Here is a 22582-nt window from a genome sequence, read left to right as displayed (position 1 = left end):
CGACGTGGAGTCGGTGGAGCTGCCGGACGACGACGTCACGCCGGACGAGGACGACTGGAGGTCCGACGAGGACGAGGACGAAGAAGATGAGGAGGATGAGGACGGCGAAGTGGTCGAACTGTCCGACGTGGACGAGGTGTTGGAAGAGGCGGACGGCGAGGGTGTCGAGGACGACGACGAGCTGCTCGTGCCGGTGCTGCTCGCCGCCGTGTCCGCCTCCGCGTCCGACTGCATCGTGCCGACCAGGGCGAACACCCCGGCCGCCGCGGCCAGCGTGATCGCCGCCGTGGCGGCCGCGATGCGCCGCTTGCCTCTGCGGACCGCCGTAGCGGCCCCGCGCTCCTTGACTGTCATGACCGTTCCCCTCCGCAGTGACTCTCTGTCACTCACTACGGTCGGGGACCAGCCTGAGAGAAGTCTGTGAGGCGCCCATACGCCTCCCGAGAACTCTCTGAGAGGAATCTTAAATTGCTTGAGGCTTCAATCACTCACTGCGCGGTCAGGCGCGCGATCGCCTCGTCGACCGTCAGTTCCTCGCGCTCGCCGGTCCTGCGGTCCTTCAGTTCCAGGACGCCCTCGGCGGAGCGGCGGCCCGCGACCAGGATCTGCGGTACGCCGATCAGCTCCGAGTCGGTGAACTTCACGCCCGGGGAGACCCCGGCGCGGTCGTCGACCAGGACGCGCAGGCCGGCCGCGCGCAGCTTCTCCGATACGTCGAGGGCGAGTTCGGTCTGGAGGGCCTTGCCCGCGGCCACGACGTGCACGTCGGCCGGGGCGACCTCGGCGGGCCAGCACAGGCCCTTGTCGTCGGCGGTCTGCTCGGCGAGGGCGGCGACCGCGCGGGAGACGCCGATGCCGTAGGAGCCCATGGTCACGCGGACCGGCTTGCCGTGCTGGCCGAGGACGTCGAGCTTGAGGGCGTCGGCGTACTTGCGGCCGAGCTGGAAGATGTGGCCGATCTCGATGGCGCGGTCGAGCTTGAGGCCGGTGCCGCACTTGGGGCAGGGGTCGCCCTCCTGCACGACCACGACGTCGACGTACTCGCCGACCTCGAAGTCACGGCCCGCGACGACGTTCTTGGCGTGCACGCCGTCCTTGTTGGCGCCGGTGATCCACGAGGTGCCGGGGGCCACGCGCGGGTCGGCGATGTACGTGACCTTCTCGCCCAGGCCCTGCGGACCGACGTAGCCACGCACCAGGTCGGGACGGCCGGTGAAGTCCTCCGCCGTCACCAACTCCACTACGGCGGGGGCGAAATGGGCCTCGACCTTGCCCAGGTCGACCTCGCGGTCACCGGGGACGCCTACGGCCACGATCTCGCCGTCGACCTTCACGAGGAGGTTCTTCAGCGTGGCGGAGGCCGCTACGCCGAGGTGGGCGGCGAGGGTCTCGATGGTGGGGGTGTCGGGGGTCGGGATCTCTTCGAGCGCGGGCACGCCGGTGGCGTCCACGGGCTTCAACTCGTAAGTGATCGCTTCGGTGTTGGCGGCGAAGTCGCAGTTGGGACAGTCCGCGAAGGTGTCCTCGCCGGCCTCGGCCGGGGCGAGGAACTCCTCCGACTTGGAGCCGCCCATCGCGCCCGCGGTCGCGGCGCAGATGCGGTAGTCGAGGCCCAGGCGCGCGAACACCTTCTGGTAGGCCTCGCGGTGCAGGGCGTAGGAGTGGGCGAGGCCCTCGTCCTCGGTGTCGAAGGAGTACGAGTCCTTCATCAGGAACTCACGGCCGCGCAGCACACCGGCCCGCGGGCGGGCCTCGTCGCGGTACTTGTTCTGGATCTGGTAGAGGATGACCGGCAGGTCCTTGTAGGAGGACGCCTGGTCCTTCACGATCAGCGTGAAGATCTCCTCGTGGGTGGGGCCGAGGAGGTAGTCGCCGCCCTTGCGGTCCTTGAGGCGGAACAGCTCGGGGCCGTACTCCTCCCAGCGGCCGGTCGCCTCGTACGGCTCGCGGGGCAGGATCGCGGGGAGCAGCACCTCCTGGGCGCCGATCGCGTCCATCTCCTCACGCACGATCCGCTCGACGTTGGAGAGGACCTTCTTGCCGAGGGGCAGCCAGGACCAGATGCCGGCCGCGGTACGGCGGACGTAGCCGGCCCGCACGAGCAGCTTGTGACTGAGGACCTCGGCGTCCGCCGGGTCGTCGCGCAGCGTCTTCGCCATCAACTGGGACATGCGCTGGACCGGTGCGTTCGCCATGGTTCCTGTACTCCTGCCGGGAAAGGGTGATGGCTAGGAGGTTAGCCGGGCGCGCTGCGCCGGTGGAAATCGGTTAACGATGGCGCAGCGGCAGCGGGGCGCCCATGACGGCGTACGGCTTGGGGGCGCTCGGGAACAGGACCTGGCGGGCGAGGTCCTCGTAGCCGAGGGAGCGGTAGAGGCCCCGGGCCGGGCTGTCGGTGTCGATCGCGGAGAGGATCGAGCGGGGTTCGGTGGCAGCGTCCGTGATGGTGGTGATCAGGGAACGGCCCGCGCCGCGGTTCTGGTAGCGCGGGTGGACGTGCAGCTCGGTGATCACGAAGGAGTGGTCGAGCCAGTCGTCGTGGTCGCCGGTCCGCAGGTACGGCTCCACGACTGTGGACCACCAGTGGGCGCGGTTGTTGGGCATGCCGTAGACGAAACCGACCAGTCGGCCCTCGGTGGTGGCGCCGAGGGCGCGGGCGCCGGGGTAGGTCATGTGGCGCAGGACGATCTGGCGTCGTACTGCCACTTCCTCTTGGCCCAGGCCGAATGCGAGTGCCTGTACGGCGAGGGCTTCGTCCACGCGGGCTGAGAGGTCCAGGGGGCCGATCACGACGTCTTCGGGGTGGCGGTGACCGTGACCGGGAAATCGCATGTGGGGAGAGTACAGGGGTGGTTCGGTCGTTATTCGGGTGCGGGCCGTTCGTGGCTGGTCGCGCCCACGCGGCGGAGCCGCACGTGTCACTGCCCCGCGCCCCCGAAGGCCTTCAGAACAGGATGCTCATGAAGGCGCCGACCTCTTGGAAGCCGACCCTCAAGTACGCCCTTCTCGCCGGGGTGTTGAAGTCGTTCACGTAGAGGCTGACCATCGGGGCGACATCCGCCAACGCGTAACGCAGTACCGCTGCCATCGCGGGGGCCGCCACGCCCATCCCCCGGTACTCGGGGGCCACCCACACGCCCTGGATCTGGCAGGCCTTCGGTGTTGCCGCGCCGATCTCCGCCTTGAAGACGACCTTGCCGTACTCGTCGAGGCGGGCGAACGAGCGCCCTGAGCCCACGAGTTCGGCCACTCGGGCCTGGTAGAGGAGGCCGCCGTCGCCGGCCAGCGGGGAAACGCCGACCTCCTCGGTGAACATCGCCACGCACGCCGGCATGATCGTGTCCATCTCGTCCTTGCGGATACGGCGGACGTACGGGTCGGGGGCCATGTCGGTGGGCATGCGGTCGGCGACCATGAGGGGCTGGCGGGCGCGGACCTCGCGGGCCGGGCCCCAGCTCGGTTCGAGGAGGCGCCAGAGTTGGGCCGTCGCCTCCGCCGGGCCGACGATCGAGGAGCAGCGGCGGCCGGCCCTGCGGGCACGGTCGGCGAAGGCGCGGACGGCTCTGGGGGTCGCGCAGATCGGGACGAGGTTGGCGCCCGCGTAGCAGAGGGACGTCAGCATGCCGTCCTCGTACCAGCCCCACATCTCGCCGCCGAGCCGCCAGGGGTCGAGGCCCGCGACCTGCACCCGCGAGGTCACGAAGGCGTTCGTGACCGGCTCGCGGTCGAGCACGGCGAGCGCGGCGTCCAGGTCGCTCGGTTCGAGCACCCGAGAGGTGGTCTGGGTCAACACGTGCGGGGCCTCACCCTAAGGTCTGCTGATCTCCGCACTGTACCTGCGGAAGCTGAGCGGTGCCGCCCTGTGTTGCCGTTCGCTTCTGAGTGGGGGTGGGTCGGGTCGCCGTCCCTGGGGGCCGCGCCCCCAGACCCCCGCTTTCGGCCTGGACGGCCTCGTCCTCAAGCGCCGGACGGGCTGATTGTGCCGACCGGCGCTGACAAGTGGAGCCCGAGAACCTGGTCTACGGCCCGAGCCAGACCCCTCGGCCCGCAGCAGACCTTCAGCCCGCGACCGACACCGAAGGCTCGCCGGAGGCGATCCCGTCCGCCTCCATCTGCTCGGCGATCTTCATCGCCTCCTCGATCAGCGTCTCCACGATCTTCGACTCGGGGACGGTCTTGATGACCTCGCCCTTGACGAAGATCTGGCCCTTGCCGTTGCCGGAGGCGACGCCGAGGTCGGCCTCGCGCGCCTCGCCGGGGCCGTTCACGACGCAGCCCATGACGGCCACGCGCAGCGGGACCTCCATGCCCTCCAGGCCCGCCGTGACCTCCTCGGCCAGCTTGTAGACGTCGACCTGGGCGCGGCCGCAGGAGGGGCAGGAGACGATCTCCAGGCGGCGGGGCTTGAGGTTCAGGGACTCCAGGATCTGGTTGCCGACCTTGACCTCCTCGACCGGCGGGGCGGAGAGGGAGACGCGGATGGTGTCGCCGATGCCCTGCGAGAGGAGGGCGCCGAATGCCACCGCCGACTTGATCGTGCCCTGGAAGGCCGGGCCCGCCTCGGTGACGCCGAGGTGCAACGGGTAGTCGCACTGGGCCGCGAGCTGGCGGTACGCCTCGACCATCACGACCGGGTCGTTGTGCTTGACCGAGATCTTGATGTCCTGGAAGCCGTGCTCCTCGAAGAGGGACGCTTCCCAGAGGGCGGACTCGGCCAGCGCCTCGGGGGTCGCCTTGCCGTACTTCTTCAGCAGTCGAGCGTCCAGCGAGCCCGCGTTCACACCGATGCGGATCGGGGTGCCGTGGTCCTTCGCGGCCCGCGCGATCTCCTTGACCTTGTCGTCGAACTGCTTGATGTTGCCGGGATTGACCCGTACGGCCGCGCAACCCGCCTCGATCGCGGCGAAGACGTACTTCGGCTGGAAGTGGATGTCCGCGATGACCGGGATCTGCGACTTGCGGGCGATCGTCGCGAGGGCGTCGGCGTCGTCCTGCGTGGGGCAGGCCACGCGGACGATCTGGCAGCCGGACGCGGTCAGCTCGGCGATCTGCTGGAGCGTGGCGCCGATGTCCGACGTACGGGTGGTCGTCATGGACTGCACCGACACCGGCGCGTCGCCGCCGACCGCCACGGTGCCGACCTGGATCTGCCGGCTCTTGCGGCGCTCGGCGAGCCGGGTCGGAACGGACGGAATGCCGAGAGAAATCGCAGTCATCTGCTGTGCAACCCCAAGTCGTGGATCAAGGCCCCGGTCCCGGAACAGCGGGCTCCAGGCTTCGAGATTACGTCAACCGTGCGGGCCCGAGCACATCCCGGCCGTAAACCCACTCAATGGAGAGCGGCCCGGCACAGAAGATGCCGGGCCGCCACAAACCACGAATGGCTAGGAGATTTTGACTGGGTTAACCACGTCTGCCACCAGGACGAGCAGGGTGAAGCAGACGAAGATCCCGGCCACCACGTACGCGACCGGCATCAGCTTCGCCACGTCGAACGGGCCCGGGTCCGGGCGCTTGAGCACCTTCGCCAGGTTCCGCCGCAGCGCCTCCCACAGCGCGCCCGCGACATGCCCGCCGTCGAGCGGGAGCAGCGGGAGCATGTTGAAGAGGAAGAGGGAGAGGTTGAAGCCGGCCACCAGCATCAGGGCCATGGCCAGCTGCTGGGTGGGCGGGATGTCGAGCGTGAAGATCTCGCCGCCCACGCGGGCCGCGCCGACCACGCCCATCGGGGAGTCGGCCTGGCGGGGGGCGCCGTCGAAGGCCGCGTTCCACAGGGCCGGGATCTTGCCGGGGAGGGCCGCGATGGAGTCGACGGCCTCGCCCATGCGGTCTCCCATCCAGGTGACCGAGTCGCCGAAGTCCTGGCGGACGATGCCGGTGGCCGCGCTGAAGCCGAGGAAGCCGGCGGTGACGTACTGGCCCTGGACGATCTGGCCGCTGGAGTCCTTCTTGGCGACCTGGTTCGACGCGATCTTCGCGTGGAGGGTGAGGGCCTGGCCCTTGCGCTCGACGACGATCGGGACTGTCTTGCCGGGGGTGGCGCGGATCAGGTCGGAGAGCTTGTTCCAGTCCGTCGTCTTCACGCCGTTGAAGCTGACGATCTTGTCGCCCGCCTTCAGGCCCGCTGCCGCGGCCGGGGAGGCCGGGTCGGACTTCTTGCAGGTGTCGCGGTTCTGGCTCTGCGCGATGACGCACTCGGAGACCGAGCTGACCGTGTTGGTCTGCTGCGAGATGCCGAAGCCCATCAGGACGGTGAGGAAGAGCGCGACGGCGAGGATGAGGTTCATGAAGGGGCCCGCGAACATCACGATGACCCGTTTCCAGGGCTTGCGTGTGTAGAACAGGCGGGACTCGTCGCCGGGCTCCAGCTCCTCGAAGGCGGCCGAGCGGGCGTCCTCGATCATGCTGCGCCAGGGCGAGGTGGAGCGGGACTCGATCCTGCCGTCGGGTCCGGGCGGGAACATGCCGATCATGCGGATGTAGCCGCCGAACGGGATGGCCTTGAAGCCGTACTCGGTGTCGCCCTTCCGCTTGGACCAGATGGTCGGGCCGAAGCCGACCATGTACTGGGGCACCCGGATGCCGAAGAGCTTCGCCGTGGACAGATGCCCCAGCTCGTGCCAGGCGATCGAGACCAGCAGGCCGACCGCGAAGACGACTATGCCGAGGATCATCATCAGGGCTGTCATGCACGCGCCTCCGCGTTCGCCGTGGTCGTCTGCGCTGTCAGTTCGCGGGCCCGGGCGCGTGCCCAGGTCTCCGCTTCGAGGACGTCCGGCACGGTCAGGGAAGTTCCCGTGGCCGGTGTCCCGTGTTCCTCGACCACCCGTGTCACCGTCTCCATGATTCCGTTGAACGGCAGCGCGCCCGCGCGGAACGCCTCCACGCACTCCTCGTTCGCCGCATTGAACACCGCCGGGGCCGTGCCCGCGAGCTGTCCCACATGCCGGGCCAGCCCGACCGACGGGAACGCGTCGGTGTCGAGCGGGAAGAACTCCCACGTCGACGCCTTGCTCCAGTCGAACGCGGGCGCCGCGTCCGGGACCCGCTCGGGCCAGCCGAGCCCGATGGCGATCGGCCCGCGCATGTCGGGGGGCGTCGCCTGGGCGAGTGTCGAACCGTCCGTGAATTCCACCATCGAGTGGACATACGACTGCGGGTGCACGACCACCTCAATGCGATCGAAGGGAATGTCGTACAGCAGGTGCGCCTCGATCACTTCGAGCCCCTTGTTCACCAGGGTCGCCGAGTTGATCGTGATCACCGGCCCCATCGCCCAGGTGGGATGCGCGAGTGCCTCTTCTACGGTCACTCGCGCCAGGTCCGCCTTCGTACGACCCCGGAAGGGGCCGCCGGACGCGGTGACGACCAGCTTGCGGACATCGGCGCGGGTGCCGGCCGCGAGGGCCTGGAACAGCGCCGCGTGCTCGGAGTCCACCGGGATGATCTGGCCGGGCTTCGCAAGCGCCTTCACCAGCGGGCCGCCGACGATGAGCGACTCCTTGTTGGCGAGCGCGAGGACGCGGCCCGCCTCCAGGGCGGCGAGGGTGGGCGCGAGTCCGATGGACCCGGTGATGCCGTTCAGCACGGTGTGGCAGTCGGAGGCGGCGAGTTGAGTGGCCGCGTCAGGACCGGCGAGGATCTCCGGGAGCGGCTCCCCCGCGCCGTACTGCGCGGCGAGCGCCTCGCGCAGTGCGGGTACGACGTCCTCGCGGGCGACCCCGACCGTCCGCACCCTGAGCTGGTACGCCTGCTCGGCGAGAAGCCCGACCCGGCCGCCGTTCGCGGAGAGTGCGGTGACCCGGAAGCGGTCCGGGTTGCGCAGCACCAGGTCGATGGCCTGCGTGCCGATGGACCCGGTGGACCCGAGGATCACCAGGGCCTTGGGACCGTCGCCCACGACGGGGTCGTAGACGAGATGTGGGTCGGCGAGGGGTGCTGGACTGTCGCTCATCCCTCCATTGTTGCCGCAACGGATGCCCGGGTGGACAGCGGTTCCCTCGGGCGGGTGGCTTATCGGCTCTCGTCGGTGATTGAAGGGAAATCCCCCTTTGTGAATACGGCGTGAAGGTCCTGTGATAACACTTCAGTCCTGCGCCGGTGGACGACCGGCCAGTGGACGACATCCTGGGGGGATTCTCCATGCGGATACGCGCTGCCCTGCCCGCGCTCGCGGGCGCCGCGATACTCACCGGCACCTTGCTCAGCACCCCGGCCGAGGCCGCCGGCGGGGTCACGATCTACCGCGTCTGGTTCGACAGCCCCGGCTCGGACCACGGCTCCAACACGAGCCTCAACGCCGAGTGGGTGCAGATCAAGAACACCAGCCGGTCGGCCATCTCGCTCAAGGGGTGGGTCCTCAAGGACGTCTCGAACCACCGCTACGTCTTCAAGAACATCAAGATCGGCGCCGGCAAGTACATCAAGGTGCACACCGGCAAGGGCTCGGACACCGCGTCGAACACGTACCAGAACCGCGGCTGGTACGTCTGGAACAACACCAAGGACACCGCGACGCTGACCAGAGCGACCGGCAGCAAGGTCGACACCTGCTCCTGGACGACGCGGGATCCGAGCGACAAGTACTGCTGATCCGGGGTCAGTTGATGGTTCGGTGCACGTTCTCCACCTTGCTCGGACCGTCGGAGGCGTCGGCGATCCACGGGCCCTCGCCCGACGGGTCGACGATGCCTTCCTCCAGCCATGTGTACGCGCCGCCCATGACGCCCTTGACGACCTTGTGGTCGAGGGCGTCGGTGTTGGTCCACAGACGGCCGAAGAGTTCCTCGACGCGGATGCGGGACTGTTCACAGAAGGCGTCGGCGAGTTGGTAGGCCTCGCGGCCGTGATCGCCCTGGGTGCGCAGGAGTTCGGCCCGTACGCAGACCGCGCTCATCGCGAAGAGTTCCGCGCCGATGTCGACGATCCGGCCCAGGAAACCCTGCTTGGTCTCCATGCGGCCCTGCCAGCGGGACATGGCGTAGAAGGTCGAGCGGGCCAGTTTGCGGGCACCGCGTTCGACGTAGCGAAGGTGCCGGGAGAGGTCGACGTCGTGGCGGAACTCGCCGTAGGTGCCCGGGAGTTGGCCGCTGCCCGCGACCAGCTTCGGGAGCCACTTGGCGTAGAAGACGCCCGCGTTGGCGCCCGCTTTCGCCTTGTCCTGGAGGGACTTGTCCGGGTCGATGAGGTCGCCGGCGACCTTGAGGTGGGCGTCGACGGCCTCGCGGGCGATCAGGAGGTGCATGATCTCCGTCGAGCCCTCGAAGATGCGGTTGATCCGGAGGTCGCGCAGGACCTGTTCGGCGGGGACCGCCCGTTCGCCGCGGGCCGCGAGGGATTCCGCCGTCTCGAAGCCTCGGCCGCCGCGGATCTGGACCAGCTCGTCGGCCATGAGCCAGCCCATCTCGGAGGAGAAGAGCTTGGCCAGCGCGCCCTCGATGCGGATGTCGTTGCGGTCCTCGTCCGCCATCTGCGAGGACAGGTCGAGTACGGCCTCCAGGGCGAAGGTCGTCGCCGCGATGAAGGAGATCTTCGCGCCCACGGCCTCGTGCTCGGCGATCGGCCTGCCCCACTGCTCACGCGCCGCCGACCACTCGCGGGCGATCTTCAGGCACCACTTGCCGGCCGCGACGCAGGACGCGGGGAGGGAGAGGCGGCCGGTGTTGAGGGTGGTGAGGGCGATCTTGAGGCCCGCGCCCTCGGGACCGATGCGGTTGGCGGCCGGGACCCGGACCTGGTGGAAGCGGGTGACGCCGTTCTCGATGCCGCGCAGGCCCATGAAGGCGTTGCGGTTCTCGACGGTGATGCCGGGCGAGTCGGTCTCCACGACGAACGCTGTGATGCCGCCCTTGTGGCCCTCACTCTTGGGCACCCGGGCCATCACGACCAGGAGGTCGGCGATGACGCCGTTGGTGGTCCAGAGCTTCACCCCGTCGAGGACGTAGGAGTCCCCGTCGGGCACCGCGCTGGTCGCGAGGCGTGCCGGGTCGGAGCCGACGTCCGGTTCGGTGAGCAGGAAGGCACTGATGGCGGTGCGGGCGCAGCGGGGCAGGAACTCCGCCTTCTGCTCGTCCGTGCCGAACAGCTTCAGCGGCTGCGGTACGCCGATCGACTGGTGGGCGGAGAGCAGCACGCCGACCGCGGGGCAGGCGGAGCCCGCCAGCGCCAGCGCCTTGTTGTAGTACACCTGGGTGAGGCCGAGGCCGCCGTACTTGGTGTCGATCTTCATGCCGAGGGCGCCGATCTCCTTGAGGCCGCTGATGACCTCGTCGGGGATGCGGGCCTCGCGTTCGATGCGGGCGGCGTCGATCCGGGTCTCGCAGAAGACGCGCAGTTTCGCGAGGAACTCCTCGCCGCGCCGGGAGTCCTCGGCGGCCGGCAGGGGGTGGGGGTGGATCAGGTCGAGCCGGAAGCGGCCGAGGAACAGTTCCTTGGCGAAGCTGGGCTTGCGCCAGTCCTGTTCCCGGGCCGCCTCCGCCACCTGCCGGGCTTCTCGCTCGGTGACGGTGGGTTTGCTGGATGGAGCGGACATGAGGCTCACCTCGCCGCGAATCGGGCCCTCGGACCATGGCGGTTACCGACGGGTGCTACCCGTTCGTATGTACCCGATCCACCGCGAAGCAGCCACCCTTCGCGCGTCCGTTCAGCCGATGTCGACGGAGTACGCCTTCGTGTCAAGCCGCCCCGAACCCTTGAAGACCTCGGTGCCGGACTCGATGCCGGAGAGGTACTTGTCGTTGCTCAGCAGCTTGCGGCGGACCAGCGCCTGCGTGAAGTCGTCGATGTTCAGGGACGCCTTCGTGGTGTTGGTCCGGCGGACGAAGGAGTACACGTTCCAGCCGATGTTGCCCTGGTAGATGTCCCACATCGCGCCGTCGAGGCTGACGCTGCCGTACTTGGTGCCGAGCGGGCCGGCCCCGCCCTGCCGGTTGAGCCAGATCATGATCTCGTCGGTGGGCTGGTCGGCCCAGTCGGCGGTGTTCTTGGAGTGCAGCCACAGGTCGTACGCGACGTCGAGCGTGCCCGGGTTGCCGCTGAGCGCGAACTCCCAGCCGGTCTTGACCGGCTTGCGGTCACCGACGCGGACCGGCAGCCCTGTGGTGGCCTTGTCGACCTTCCAGCCCCAGTGCCAGCCGAGGACGGTACTCGCGAACGTCTTCACGTCGGCGTCGGTGCCCTTGCTGTTGTTGGCCCAGTTGAAGGACGTGCCCCACGAAATGGTCGACCCGGACGGGGAGTTGTCCCACACGCACTGGCTGCCGGTGGCCTTGTCCCGGCCCCACTGGTTGTTGTTCACGTAGTACTTGCCGAGGGTGACCGTGTCGTCGGCCGTGCACTTCTCGCTCGACTCACCCGCCTGGGCGACGGTGACACCGGCGAGGGCCGTCAGCGCGACCGAGGCGGCGGCGAGCACCTTCGCCTTCTTCGACAGGCGGGGTCTGCGGTGTTGCATCGGGGGTCCTTCCGGGGGACGGTTCGTCTACGGCCCGTCAGCGGCCGCTACGACCTCTCAGTGGCCGCTGACCCGCCTGGAGGTTGCCTCCCCCACCCGGAGAAACTCTCGGAGCCCGGCGTTTCGAGAAAGTGTCGAAGCGCTTCGACAACCTATGGACACCCACACCGCCTGAAGCTAATGTCGAACCACCCCCACCCGCCCTTGTCAGCAACGCGCACTGTCGAAGCGCTTCACAAAGCTTGGAGAGCTGGATGGTCACCCTCGCCGAGGTCGCCCAGCACGCCGGAGTCTCGGCGAGCACGGTGAGCTATGTCCTCAGCGGCAAGCGGTCCATCTCCGGAGCCACCCGGCAGCGGGTCGAGCAGAGCATCCGCGAGCTGGGCTACCACCCGAACGCGGGCGCCCGCGCCCTGGCCAGCAGCCGGTCGAACATCATCGCGCTGATGGTGCCGCTGCGCACCGACATGTACGTGCCGGTGATGATGGAGATCGCCATCGCCGTGGCGACCACCGCCCGCCTGCACGGCTACGACGTGCTGCTGCTCACCGGCGAGGAGGGTCCCGACGCGGTGCGCCGGGTCACCGGCAGCGGGCTCGCCGACGCGATGATCCTGATGGACGTCGAACTCGACGACGAGCGGCTGCCGTTGCTGCGCGGCACCGACCAACCCTCCGTACTGATCGGCCTCCCCGCCGACACCACCGGGCTGACCTGCGTCGACCTCGACTTCGGCGCGACCGGCGCGCTGTGCGTCGAGCACCTCGCCAAGCTCGGTCACCACGACATCGCTGTCATCGGCGAGGCCCCCGCCGTCTACGAGCGGCACACCGGTTTCGCCGAGCGCACCCTCGACGGACTCCGCTCCCGGGCACGGGAGTTGGGCCTGCGGGTGCTGCACCGGCCGTGCGAGGGCGGGTACGACGCGATGACGACGACCCTGGCCCGGATCTTCGACGAACGCCCCGGCACCACGGGCTTCGTCGTGCAGAACGAGTCGGCGGTCGAGCCGCTGCTCGCGCTGCTGCGCCAGCAGGGCCGGGCCGTGCCGGAGGACGTGTCGGTGGTCGCGGTCTGCCCCGACCAGGTCGCCACCCAGGCCTCGGTGCGGCTGACGTCCGTCGCCATCCCCGCGCAGGAGATGGGCCGTTACGCCGTGGAGCACCTGGTGGCCAAGCTCGACGGCCGTGGCAGCGACGAAGTCGTGCTGATCACACCGGAGTTGACGATGCGGGCGAGTACGGGGCCGGCGCCGTCAGCTTCTTGACCAGCCACGCTCCACGTGTTTGTGCGGTTACCCCCTGTCTGCTTTCCTCCAGGAGCACTCCTCGTGAATCAGCCTGCCGAAATCCAGTCCGAGGTCAGTCTCGCGCAGTCCTCCCCCACCGTCGGAACGTTCCGTGAGAGGGACGGCGCGCTGGAGTGGAGCGGGCGCCAGGAGACCGTACGGATCGAGCCCTGGGGTCCGGACGCGGTCCGGGTGCGGGCCCGGCTCGGCGGCCCCCTCCTCGACGGGCTCCCCGGTGCCCTTGTCGACGAACCCCCCACCACGGACGGCTCGATCAAGATCGGCGAGGGTGAAGCACAGCTGACCGTCGGCGAGTTGACCGTCCATGTCGACGCCGAGGGCCTGATCCGCTTCCTGCGCACCGCCGACTCCGCCGAGCTGCTCGCCGAGGCCCGCGCCCACTTCTGGTGGCCCGGCTCGCGCCTCTACACGGCGGTCGGCAACGGCCACCACCGCCTGGAGCAGCGCTTCGCCGCGTACGAGGACGAGAAGCTGTACGGCCTCGGCCAGCACCAGCACGGCAAGCTGGACCAGAAGGGGCTGGTCCTCGACCTGGTGCAGCGCAACGCCGAGGTGGGCATCCCGGTGCTCGTCTCCAGCCGCGGCTACACCCTGCTGTGGAACAACCCGGCGATCGGCCGCGTGGAACTCGCCGGCAACGGCACGCGCTGGGTCGCCGATTCGGCCCGGCAGATCGACTACTGGATCACCGCGGGCGACCCGGCCGACGGCCAGCGCCGCTACAGCGCGGTGACGGGCCGTACGCCGATGCTGCCGAAGTGGGCGGCGGGCTTCTGGCAGTGCAAGCTGCGCTACCGCACCCAGGCCGAACTCCTCGCCGTGGCACGGGAGTACAAGCGCCGGGAGCTGCCCCTCTCCGCGATCGTCTGCGACTTCTTCCACTGGACGCACCTGGGCGACTGGAAGTTCGACCCGGCCGAGTGGCCCGACCCGGCGGCCATGGTCCGCGAACTGGACGAGCTGGGCGTGAAGTTGGTGGTGAGCGTCTGGCCGTCGGTGTCACCCCTCAGCGAGAACCACGGGGTACTGGAACAGCGCGGCTACCTCATCGGCACCCAGTACGGCCCGATGGCGCACGCCGACTGGCCGGACAAGGGGGTCGCGTCGACGGTCCAGGTGGCCTTCTACGACGCCACCAACCCCGAGGCCCGCGACTTCCTGTGGTCGAAGATCCGCGACAACTACCTTGTGCCGTACGGGATCACGGCCTTCTGGCTGGACGCGTGCGAGCCCGAGCTGAAGCCGGGCTTCCAGGAGAACCTGCGCTACTGGGCGGGCCCGGGCCTGGAGGTCGGCAACCTCTATCCGGCCGAGAACTCCCGTACGTTCGCGGAGGGGTTGCGCGCCGAGGGCGTCGGTGACGACGAGGTCATCACCCTCAACCGCTCGGCGTGGGCGGGCAGTCAGCGCCACGGCGCGGCGCTCTGGTCGGGTGACATCGGCACCGACTTCCCGACCCTGCGCCGCCAGATAGCCGCGGGCCTCAACACCGCGCTGTCCGGCATCCCTTGGTGGAACACGGACATCGGCGGCTTCCACGGCGGCGACCCGGACGACCCGGCGTACCGCGAAGTCATGGTCCGCTGGTTCCAGTTCGGCGCGCTGTCCCCGCTTATGCGGCTGCACGGCTTCCGCGACCCGGGCATGCCGCTGGGCCCCGACATGACCGGCGGCCCCAACGAGGTCTGGTCGTACGGCGATCGGGCCCTGCCGATCCTGGAGAAGTACCTGCGGCTGCGCGAGCGCCTGAAGCCGTACGTCCTCGACGTGATGCGGGCCGCGCACGAGGAGGGGCTGCCGGTGATGCGCCCGCTGTTCCTCGAATTCCCGGCGGACCCGGCGACTTGGTCGGTCGACGACGCGTACCTCTTCGGCCCGGACCTGCTGGTCGCCCCGGTGCTGACGGCGGGCGCCACGGTCCGTACGGCGTATCTCCCGGCGGGCGCGTGGTGGACGGACGCGTGGACGGGCGAGACGTACGAGGGCGGTACGGTGGTCACGGTCGACGCGCCGCTGGACCGGATCCCGCTGTTCCTGCGCGACGGGGCGACGCTGCCGGTGACGGAGTAGGAGTTGGGGCGCCCAGTGGGGGGGCGGGCGCCCGAGCCGTGACGCTTCCGTTGTGCGGAACTGTGGGCTCCGTCACAGCCGTACCGATCTTGTTCTGCTGGACTCCTCCGATGGTGTTACGCAAGCTCGCCATCGTTGCGGGCCTCGCCGCGTTCGCCCTGTATCTCTGGGGTCTGCTCCACGTCCTGGGCGCGCTCGTCCAGGCCGAGGACGGCGGCGCCGACTCCTCGCCGATACTGCCCTGTCGTACGACCGACGGGCAGGAGGGCGGGCCGGAGGACCCCAGAGCCGCCCAAGTCGTCGACTACTCCGTGGACTTCGTCCCGCTCAGGTTCGTCTGCGAGATGACGGGCGGGGGCAGCTACGTCACCGACACCGTTCCCGGGTACGTCAATCCGGCGGTGTTCGGCCTCGTGCTGGCCGGACTCGGCTGCTGGGTCGCCGCGCTCGTCGTGGCGCCGCCCGGCCCTCGCGGAGTACGAGGACCGGGCGGCTGAGCGGAGCACCGGGGTGCCCGGATGGGTCAACTACTGGTGACGCTCTCGCTGTTGGTGGTGAAGTCGAGCCCGCCGGACGAGGACGTGATCTCGAACCCGAACTGCAGGTCCCCGATGGTCACGTTGCCGAACCAGCCCTTGGTGTCCTTGATCCACTTGAGGATCGGCAGGATGTCGACCGTTCCGGAGGTCGAGTTGGAGGTGCGCAGGAACGAGAACACGTCGTTGGCACCGTTGTTGCCCTTGTAGACGGTCCAGGTCGAACCGCCCAGCGTGAGGGTGCCCTGCGAGGTGCCGAGGGCACCGACGGCTCCGGTCTTGTTGACCCAGAGCATGATCTCGTAGTCGTAGTTGGTGTCCCAGATGTCGTACGACGTGTTGTACGCGCCGGACGACGGGACCGTGACGTTGTAGCTGCTCTTGAGCGAACCGAGCGAGGTGATCGACTTGTTGATCACCTTCTTGGCGTTGGGGTAGGACTTGATGCCGCCGGTGTTGGGGTGGTTGGCGTTGACGCCCCAGTTGGTACCGGAGTTGGCCCAGATGCACTGGCTGCCGGCGCCGGAGCCCCAGATGTTGTTGTAGAGCGTGTAGCCGTTCAGGGTCGTGGTGCCCCACTGGTCGCAGGAGCTCCAGACGGCGGCGGAGGCGGGGGCCGAGGCGAGTGCGACGGTGGCGCCGAGCGCGAGTGCGGGGGCGAGAACGGCCGTGAGTACGCGGCCCGGCTTGCGTGTTGCCATGGTGTCCCTTCCATGGGTGGGGGGAGGTGCGAGTGGCTACCGCGCCCCCAGGGTGAGGACGCGGTCTTCTCCGGCGACGAGGTCGAGCGGCTCCGTGCCGGAGGAAGTCCGGAGTTCGACGCGGTGAGTCCGGGACGGCCGGATCAGCGCTGTGGCGGAGTGGGGCGTCCAGCTCAGATCGACCTCCGCCCCGAACCTCGTGCGTACGCCGGTGAGTTGACCGTGCGGATACGCCGCCGGCAGCGCGGGCAGCAGGACCAGCCGGTCCGGGGTCGACTGCACGAGCGCCTCGACGAGCACGCCGGGCAGGGTGTGCGCGGCGTCCGCGTTGTAGACGTCGCGGTTCGGGTAGTGCGCGCTCATCAGCGAGGCGTGGAAGAAGTCGCCGTCGAGCACCTGCCCGAGGGCGTGCGCGACCCGTTCACCGTCCCGGAGCCGGGCGGCGACGAGCGCGTGGTGGAGGTGTCCGTGCGCGGAGTCGTTCTCGGCGCCCCGGAGTTGGAGCGCGCGGTGCGCGGCGACGGCGAGCCGCGGGGTGTCGTACGGGTTGATCTCGTCGAGCGGCCACACACCGTAGAGATGGCTGAGGTGCCGGTGGTCGTAGGTGTCGTCGAGGCCCGGCCAGGCCCATTCGGCAAGCGCGCCTTCGGAATTGACCCGGTGCGGCGGCAGCCGGTCGGCGAGGGCACGCCAACGGAGGGCCTCCGGCGTGCCCGGGTGATATGCGGCAGCGGTGTGGAACGCGTGCCGGGCGGCGGAGAGGTCCATTGCCGCGTTGATCGCGCCCCAGCTGGCGTTGGCGTTCGCGGGACGGTTCTCGGGTGAGTAGGAAGGGACGAGGACGAGTTGGCCGCCTGTATCGGTACGGCTGAGGAAGTCCTCGTAGAACAGGGCGATTTCGGCCAGTACGGCGGCGGTACGCGGATCGCGCTCGCCACGCGTCTCGTCGTGGTCGACGAGCGGCTTGAGCAGCCAGTCGGCGCCTGCGGTCCACAGGTGCAGCGGGTACTCACGGCTGAAGTGGTACGACAGCCCTGACTCCCCGTCGCTGTGCGCGGGCGCGACGACACCCCGGGCGCCGAAGACGGCACGGGCGTTCTCCCGCCAGTCGTCGAGCTGACGATGAATCAGGGAGGCGAGGGCGTCGGTGACTTCGGGGAGGGCGGCGATCGCGGCGGAGGCGGTCTGGAGGTTGAGGTTCGCGTCGTTGGTGAACGCCCCCGACCATGCCGTGTTCCAGTCGCCGGTCCACAGTCCGGTGAGCCGGGGCGGGAACAGTCCGCTGGAGGAGAGCAGGTGGTACCGGCCGGCCGCGAAGAGCCGTTCGAGGAGGGCAGGACTGTGGGTCCGCTTCAGCAACTCACTCCCGGGGAGGACGCGTTCGGCGTCGTCGGCATGGAGATCGAGGGTGACACGGGCGTAAGCCGTGCGATGGAGGGCGAGGTGCCGGTCGAGAAGGGCGTCGTAGGACTGCTGCCGGTCGGTGAGCAACTCCCTTAGGGCGCGCGTCTCTTCTACGACATCCAGCTCGCCGGTGTGGCGCCGGACTCGGGTGAGGAGAAGGACCTCGCCGGCCCCGGCGATCCGAACTCCCGGCGAGGTGAGCCGTGTTGTGCCACCGGTGACCACGACGAGGGTGACTCCGGTGTACGCGCGGTCACTGTCGGGATAGCGGACACGGAGGGTGAGAACAGCGCCGTCGGAGGTCAGGAGGGTGCCGTTGCCGACCCCCAACCCTGCCGGAGCGCCCGGGAGTTGATGGTCCTGGGCGAGGTCGAGGGTGAGGTCCGGGGCGGTGATGTGCTGGACGATCACGTCGTCGGCGCGGGAGACGAAGACGCGGCTGCGCCAGTCCGCGTGAGTGTCGGTGGCCTCACAGGTGGCGGTGACCTCGCCGGTGGTGAAGTCGACGCTACGGCGATAGTCGCGGCCTGTCGCGCCAGGCTGCCTGCGCAGCCGTAGCTGGAAGGCCGGGTGGAACGGCTGCACCCATTGGAGCGGGCGGTCGTCCGTGAAGCTCTCGGCGGCAGTGAGGTCACCGGCGAGCAACCGGGCTTGGAGGGCAGGGAGTTCGGCGGCGAGGTGTGGCGGCCTGGCGTGTTCGGCGCCGTTCGGGCGGACGAGGGTGTGGTGGGTGACGATGACGCGGTCGTCGTTCGGATCGCCGAACACGAGGACGCCGTGGTGGCCGTTGCCGCTGAGGTAGGCGTCCTCCCAGCGGGTGGCGGGGAGGGGTTCCCAGGTGGTGTGCGCGGGGCCTGGTGGCGAGGGGTCGGTGGGTGCGAGGTCGGTGGGTGCGGAGTCGCCGGTCATGGTCGCAGCACCGCCACGCCGTAGCGGCCGAGGGTGATCTCGGCCTCGACGGTCTCGCCGGTGAGCAAGTCGTGGTGGGTGCCCGGGAGTTCGACGGTGACTGGCTCGCGGCTGTGGTTGAGGAGGAACAGCAACTCCCCACGCCGTACGGCCTCGACGCCCAACGGGAGCCCGGCGAGCACGGGGCGGACCCCCGCGTCGGTGGCGATACGGGCGAGCAGCGCGCGCAGCGCGTGGGGCTCCGGGAGGGTCGAGACGTACCAGGACTTGCCCCTGCGCAGGACGGCAGGGAGGCCGTCCAACTCCCCGCCCTTGTAGGGGATTACCTCATCGACGTTGTCGCCCTCGGGCTCGATCTCCTCCGACCAGAGCGTGCTGCGGAAGCCCTCGCACTCGGCGGTCTCCCCCGCGTCCAGCGGCCACCACTCGTGCAGGGTGCGGATGCCGAACAGTTCGCGGAGTCGGGCGTCCATGCCGCCGGGGCGTACGCGGTCGTCCTCGTCGGCGACACCCGTCAGGAAGCCGGAGACGAGGGTGCCGCCGCCTCGGACGTACGCGAGGAGGTTGTCGATCGCGGTGTCCGTGAGGAGGTAGAGCTGCGGGACGACCACCAACTTGTAGGCGGAGAGGTCGTGTTCGGGGTGGGCGAAGTCGGTGGTGAGGTGGGATTCCCACAGGGCGCGGTGCCAGGCGCGGAGGACTTCCGGGTAGTCGACCTCGGTGGAGAGACGACCGTCCTGCGCGCCGGCCCACCAGGCGTTCCAGTCGTGCAGGATCGCGATGTCGGCGGTGATGTGAGTATCTGTCACCTCGCCGCCAATCCGGACGAGTTCGGCGCCGAGCTGCTTCACCTCCTGGAAGGTGCGGCCCCGCTCCCCCGCGTGACTGAGCATCCCGGAGTGGAACTTCTCGGCGCCCTGCCGGGATTGGCGCCACTGGAAGTAGCAGACGGCGTCGGCGCCACGCGCCACGGCCTGGAGGGACCAGAGGCGGTTGAGACCGCGCGGCTTCGGGTGGTTCACGCCACGCCAGTTGACCGGCCCGGCCGCCTGCTCCATGAGCATCCAGGGACCGCGCGCCTGCGAACGGGTCAAGTCCTGGACTAGCGCGGCACTTTGGGCACCGAGGGGGTCACGTGGATCGGGATACAGATCGACCGAGACGACGTCCTCCTCCTCGGACCAGCGCCAGCCGTCCTGCCCCACCCAGAACGGCATGAAGTTGGTGGTGACCGGGATGTGCGGGGTGTGCCGGCGGACGATGTCGCGCTCGGCGGTGTAGCACTCCAGGAGCATGTCGGAGGTGAAGCGCCGGAAGTCGAGCACGTGGGTGGGGTTGTTGAGGTAGTGGGCGTGACGCGGGGGCAGGATGCCGTCCCAGGTGTCGTAGCCCTGACTCCAGAATGCCGTGCCCCAGGCCGAGTTGAGGGCGTCGAGCGTGCCGTATCGCGTTCGCAGCCAGCGGCGGAAGGAGACGGCGGCCTCGTCGCCGTAGTCGAAGGTGCAGTACTCGTTGTTGATGTGCCACATCGTGAGCGCGGGGTGGCCGCCGTAACGGGCGGCCAGGGCCTCGGTGATGGCGGCGGCGTGGCTGCGGTAGACGGCGCTGGAGTGCGAGAAGTGCTGCCGTCCGCCCCACCATTCGATGCGGCCGTCGGCATCGCGGGGCAGGGTCTCCGGGTGGAGGCGGCCCAGCCACGGGGGCGGGGAGGAGGTGGGCGTGGCGAGGACGACGCCGATCCCACTGCCGTGCATCAGATCCATCAGCCGGTCGAGCCAGCCGAACTCCCTTGCCCCGGGCTCTGGTTCGAGCCTGGCCCAGGAGAAGACGCCGAGGGTGACGGAGTTGACGCCGGCGTCCTTCATCAGCCGGACGTCCTCGTGCCAGGTCTCCTCGGGCCACTGCTCGGGGTTGTAGTCACCGCCGAAGAGGATGCGCCCGCGGGTGGTGTCACTGAGCTGAGGCATCAGATCTGCTCCCCGTACTGGATGCCGCGCCCGTTGGTGGCGAGGTACACGCGGCCGTGGACGCGCGGGTCACCGACGATGGCCTGGCCGGTCCAACCCCACTGATGCTGGTCGTCGTTGATGCGCACCCAGGTCTGCGCCTCGTCGTCGGAGCGGTAGACGGCGGTGATGGTCTCGGTGGAGCCGACCTGATAGATCGCGGGGTAGTCGGCGCCGGGCGCGGGTCTGCCGAAGCCCAGGGTGTACGAGGCCCAGCAACTGGCGACCTTCGAGAAGCCGACGCCTCCGTCGAGGGACCGGTAGAGCCCGTTCCACTTGACGCTCAGCCACAGGTCACCGGACCTGCCTGGCGCCGCGACCAGCTGGAACTGACTGTCCCCTGCGGGCAGCCCACTCGCACGCGCAGTGAACGAGACGCCACTGTCAGTGCTGGCGTATAGCGTTCCTGTGTCGGTGTCGTATGCGTAGAAGAGCGTCGGGTCGGCCGGGTCGGCGACCGGCGTGGCGCCCTTCGGGAAGGAGGAGACCTCGGTCCAGGTCGCGCCGTTGTCCGCCGAGCGGTGAGCCGCGTACTTCGTGCCGTCCCAGTGCACGAAGGACCACAGCAGCGTACCGCCGTCGGCGCTGGTGGCGATCGGCCCCGGTGAGTCCCCGGCGATGTCGGGCTGGGCAGCGAAGGGCGCCCAGCTCCGCCCGCCGTCGCGGGAGTACGCACCGTTGCCGTGGTCACCGAAGCCCGTGCGGACGACGTACGACGGCCTGCCCGCGGCCTGCGCGATCCCCGTCGCCGACCCGAACACGGGGTTCGTCGCCATGCCGCGCGACGGAGACGCCGTGAGCCGCTCGTGGTACATCACGCCGATGTCCCCCGAGGCGCTGATCAGGTGTGCCTCCCCGACCGGGGGCGAGATCAGCTGTCTCACGGACGTCTCCTCCAGGCCGCGGATCCGCGGCGCCCAGTGCGTGAGGTCACGGGTGCCGTAGAGGGTGGCACCGGTGCCGTAGACGACGTGCTTCGAGTCGTACGGGTCGACGGCCACGGCCTGGATCCACCAGCCGAACTTCGGCTGATCCGCACCCCAGTTGAGGAAAGGAGTCTCGGACACGTCGAACACAGCAGCGTCCTTGAGGGACGTCCAGGTACGGCCGCCGTCGGTGGTCCGGTACAGGGTGTCGACGGCCGCCCAGCGGTTGTTGGTGGAAACGACGACGGTGCCTGCGCGACGGGCGTCGACGGCGACTCCGCCGTACCCGAAGCTGTCGACGGACCCGTCGGACGTGGTCCCGCCCGGCTTCACCGGTGTGACCTCGCTCCAAGTCCCGCTCGCGACGGCCAACTTGTGCACACTGCCGGTGGACTGGCCGTTGGGCCCGGGCGCGTCGGCGTACGTCACGTACAGCTCGCGGGCACGTGCGTCGTACGCGGCCCGGATCGGAACCTTGGCGGAGGTGCCGGTGGGCTGCGCGGGGACTGCGGTCCAGGTGGTGCCGTCGGTGGTGCGGTAGAGGTTGACGGCGCTCGCGGTCCCGTCGCCGTCGCCCCAGCCGGCGTAGACGGCACGTCCGACGGCGACGAGGAAGGTGATGCCTTGCCCGGAGGCGCTGGCGGTCGCCGGGAAGCCGCTGACGGCTGCCCAAGTGGCGCCCCGGTCGGTCGACTTGAGCAACCCGTCGTGCCGGGTGCCGAGCCACAGGGTGTCGCTGTCACGCGGGTCGACCAGCAACCGCTCCCCCGCACCGCGCCCGTCCTCGTTGCCGCCCAGCTTCACGGTGAGGTCGGTGCGGGACCAGGTCGTGCCCCGGTCCTCGGAGCGGAGTACGGCACCGTTGCTCGCCCAGGACTGGGCGTACGTGCCGACGGCGAGGTACAGCCGGTTCGGGTGCGCGGGGTCGACGGCTATGGCCTCCACACCGAGCAAGTTCCAGTCGTCCGAACCGAGTTGGTCGGTGAGGGGCGTCCAGCGGGCGACCCGGTCGTCCCAGCGGTAGGCGCCGCCGATGTCGGTACGGGCGTAGGCGAGGCCGCGGACGGAGGGGTGGAAGAGGACGCCGGTGACGAATCCGGTGCCGCCGATTACGGCGTTGCGCCAGCGGTAGGAAGGGGTGACTGTGGTGGCTTCCGCCGCCTGCGCCCGCGTTGTGAGGGCCGGCACGGTGGTGAGCGCGGCGCCAGCCGCAGCCCCGGCAAGAACGGCCCGGCGGCTCACTCGGGACGCAAGCATGCACATACCTC

17 protein-coding genes are annotated in these 22582 nt (G+C 69.6%); 5 read left to right on the top strand and 12 right to left on the bottom strand.

The window, feature by feature from the left end:
- Positions 1-4: 4 nt before the first annotated feature.
- Positions 5-424, top strand: a complete 420-nt coding sequence (locus OG496_RS39675; RefSeq protein ID WP_366490282.1) for a hypothetical protein — start codon at positions 5-7, stop codon at positions 422-424.
- Between the two features lie 64 nt (positions 425-488).
- On the opposite strand, the gene OG496_RS39670 is transcribed toward OG496_RS39675, so the two are convergent.
- The 6 genes from OG496_RS39670 to dxr all read right to left on the bottom strand — a co-directional run bounded on the left by OG496_RS39670 (position 489) and on the right by dxr (position 7954).
- The gene (locus OG496_RS39670) at positions 489-2195 is read right to left on the bottom strand and encodes a proline--tRNA ligase (RefSeq protein ID WP_405974274.1); all 1707 of its coding nucleotides are present in this window, start codon (positions 2193-2195) and stop codon (positions 489-491) included.
- A 73-nt stretch (positions 2196-2268) separates the two neighbouring features.
- Positions 2269-2832, bottom strand: a complete 564-nt coding sequence (locus OG496_RS39665) for a GNAT family N-acetyltransferase (RefSeq protein WP_405974273.1) — start codon at positions 2830-2832, stop codon at positions 2269-2271.
- 112 nt (positions 2833-2944) lie between these two features.
- Positions 2945-3793, bottom strand: coding sequence for a GNAT family N-acetyltransferase (locus tag OG496_RS39660; protein ID WP_366490278.1), 849 nt, complete (start codon positions 3791-3793; stop codon positions 2945-2947).
- A gap of 265 nt (positions 3794-4058) precedes the next feature.
- Positions 4059-5216, bottom strand: coding sequence for a flavodoxin-dependent (E)-4-hydroxy-3-methylbut-2-enyl-diphosphate synthase (ispG, locus tag OG496_RS39655; RefSeq protein ID WP_390156695.1), 1158 nt, complete (start codon positions 5214-5216; stop codon positions 4059-4061).
- 168 nt (positions 5217-5384) lie between these two features.
- Positions 5385-6677 carry an RIP metalloprotease gene (locus OG496_RS39650; protein WP_199811088.1) on the bottom strand — a complete coding sequence of 431 codons (1293 nt, stop codon included), beginning with the start codon at positions 6675-6677 and terminating at the stop codon, positions 5385-5387.
- Between the two features lie 8 nt (positions 6678-6685).
- The gene (dxr, locus tag OG496_RS39645) at positions 6686-7954 is read right to left on the bottom strand and encodes a 1-deoxy-D-xylulose-5-phosphate reductoisomerase (protein WP_366436932.1); all 1269 of its coding nucleotides are present in this window, start codon (positions 7952-7954) and stop codon (positions 6686-6688) included.
- Between the two features lie 188 nt (positions 7955-8142).
- On the opposite strand from dxr, the gene OG496_RS39640 reads away from it, so the two are divergent.
- Positions 8143-8592 (top strand): lamin tail domain-containing protein, encoded by a 450-nt coding sequence (locus OG496_RS39640; RefSeq protein ID WP_405974272.1) that lies wholly within the window; start codon positions 8143-8145, stop codon positions 8590-8592.
- 7 nt (positions 8593-8599) lie between these two features.
- On the opposite strand, the gene OG496_RS39635 is transcribed toward OG496_RS39640, so the two are convergent.
- Both OG496_RS39635 and OG496_RS39630 read right to left on the bottom strand, forming a co-directional pair.
- Entirely contained in the window at positions 8600-10531 is a 1932-nt protein-coding gene (locus OG496_RS39635) for an acyl-CoA dehydrogenase family protein (protein ID WP_405974271.1), read from the bottom strand.
- A 111-nt stretch (positions 10532-10642) separates the two neighbouring features.
- Entirely contained in the window at positions 10643-11452 is an 810-nt protein-coding gene (locus OG496_RS39630; protein ID WP_405974270.1) for a GH12 family glycosyl hydrolase domain-containing protein, read from the bottom strand.
- A gap of 254 nt (positions 11453-11706) precedes the next feature.
- Here OG496_RS39630 and OG496_RS39625 point away from each other — a divergent pair, with 254 nt between their 5' ends.
- The 3 genes from OG496_RS39625 (at position 11707) to OG496_RS39615 (ending at position 15329) form a co-directional block, all read left to right on the top strand.
- The gene (locus OG496_RS39625) at positions 11707-12720 is read left to right on the top strand and encodes a LacI family DNA-binding transcriptional regulator (RefSeq protein WP_328678266.1); all 1014 of its coding nucleotides are present in this window, start codon (positions 11707-11709) and stop codon (positions 12718-12720) included.
- Between the two features lie 63 nt (positions 12721-12783).
- Positions 12784-14832: a TIM-barrel domain-containing protein gene (locus OG496_RS39620; protein ID WP_405974269.1), complete on the top strand. Its 2049-nt coding sequence runs from the start codon at positions 12784-12786 to the stop codon at positions 14830-14832.
- 110 nt (positions 14833-14942) lie between these two features.
- Positions 14943-15329 (top strand): hypothetical protein, encoded by a 387-nt coding sequence (locus tag OG496_RS39615; protein WP_399397546.1) that lies wholly within the window; start codon positions 14943-14945, stop codon positions 15327-15329.
- Between the two features lie 26 nt (positions 15330-15355).
- On the opposite strand, the gene OG496_RS39610 is transcribed toward OG496_RS39615, so the two are convergent.
- Genes OG496_RS39610 through OG496_RS39595 form a run of 4 tightly spaced genes read right to left on the bottom strand, consistent with a single transcriptional unit; the run spans position 15356 to position 22571 of the window.
- Positions 15356-16069: a glycoside hydrolase family 12 protein gene (locus tag OG496_RS39610; RefSeq protein ID WP_405974268.1), complete on the bottom strand. Its 714-nt coding sequence runs from the start codon at positions 16067-16069 to the stop codon at positions 15356-15358.
- 36 nt (positions 16070-16105) lie between these two features.
- Positions 16106-18382, bottom strand: coding sequence for a glycosyl hydrolase family 95 catalytic domain-containing protein (locus tag OG496_RS39605; RefSeq protein ID WP_405974267.1), 2277 nt, complete (start codon positions 18380-18382; stop codon positions 16106-16108).
- Positions 18379-20349, bottom strand: coding sequence for a beta-galactosidase (locus OG496_RS39600; RefSeq protein WP_405974266.1), 1971 nt, complete (start codon positions 20347-20349; stop codon positions 18379-18381). Before OG496_RS39600 ends, OG496_RS39605 begins: the two co-directional genes overlap by 4 nt.
- Entirely contained in the window at positions 20349-22571 is a 2223-nt protein-coding gene (locus OG496_RS39595) for a 1,4-beta-glucanase (RefSeq protein ID WP_405974265.1), read from the bottom strand. The genes OG496_RS39600 and OG496_RS39595 overlap by 1 nt, the downstream gene beginning before the upstream one ends.
- Positions 22572-22582: the final 11 nt, after the last annotated feature.

It is taken from the genome of Streptomyces sp. NBC_00988 (genome assembly GCF_045162645.1).
Classification (GTDB): Bacteria; Actinomycetota; Actinomycetes; order Streptomycetales; family Streptomycetaceae; genus Streptomyces.
The sequence above is the reverse complement of the archived record's forward strand: the minus strand, read 5'-3'. Positions and strand labels throughout refer to the sequence as shown.

Excerpts from the sequence above, each read along its gene's own strand:
- OG496_RS39605 (WP_405974267.1), bottom strand. The coding sequence starts at position 18,382 with ATGACCGGCGACTCCGCACCCACCGACCTCGCACCCACCGACCCCTCG.
- OG496_RS39665 (WP_405974273.1), bottom strand. The coding sequence starts at position 2,832 with ATGCGATTTCCCGGTCACGGTCACCGCCACCCCGAAGACGTCGTGATC.
- OG496_RS39640 (WP_405974272.1), top strand. The coding sequence starts at position 8,143 with ATGCGGATACGCGCTGCCCTGCCCGCGCTCGCGGGCGCCGCGATACTC.
- OG496_RS39610 (WP_405974268.1), bottom strand. The coding sequence starts at position 16,069 with ATGGCAACACGCAAGCCGGGCCGCGTACTCACGGCCGTTCTCGCCCCC.
- OG496_RS39615 (WP_399397546.1), top strand. The coding sequence starts at position 14,943 with ATGGTGTTACGCAAGCTCGCCATCGTTGCGGGCCTCGCCGCGTTCGCC.
- ispG (WP_390156695.1), bottom strand. The coding sequence starts at position 5,216 with ATGACTGCGATTTCTCTCGGCATTCCGTCCGTTCCGACCCGGCTCGCC.
- OG496_RS39650 (WP_199811088.1), bottom strand. The coding sequence starts at position 6,677 with ATGATGATCCTCGGCATAGTCGTCTTCGCGGTCGGCCTGCTGGTCTCG.
- OG496_RS39595 (WP_405974265.1), bottom strand. The coding sequence starts at position 22,571 with ATGCTTGCGTCCCGAGTGAGCCGCCGGGCCGTTCTTGCCGGGGCTGCG.
- OG496_RS39635 (WP_405974271.1), bottom strand. The coding sequence starts at position 10,531 with ATGTCCGCTCCATCCAGCAAACCCACCGTCACCGAGCGAGAAGCCCGG.
- OG496_RS39625 (WP_328678266.1), top strand. The coding sequence starts at position 11,707 with ATGGTCACCCTCGCCGAGGTCGCCCAGCACGCCGGAGTCTCGGCGAGC.
- OG496_RS39630 (WP_405974270.1), bottom strand. The coding sequence starts at position 11,452 with ATGCAACACCGCAGACCCCGCCTGTCGAAGAAGGCGAAGGTGCTCGCC.
- OG496_RS39670 (WP_405974274.1), bottom strand. The coding sequence starts at position 2,195 with ATGGCGAACGCACCGGTCCAGCGCATGTCCCAGTTGATGGCGAAGACG.
- OG496_RS39600 (WP_405974266.1), bottom strand. The coding sequence starts at position 20,349 with ATGCCTCAGCTCAGTGACACCACCCGCGGGCGCATCCTCTTCGGCGGT.
- dxr (WP_366436932.1), bottom strand. The coding sequence starts at position 7,954 with ATGAGCGACAGTCCAGCACCCCTCGCCGACCCACATCTCGTCTACGAC.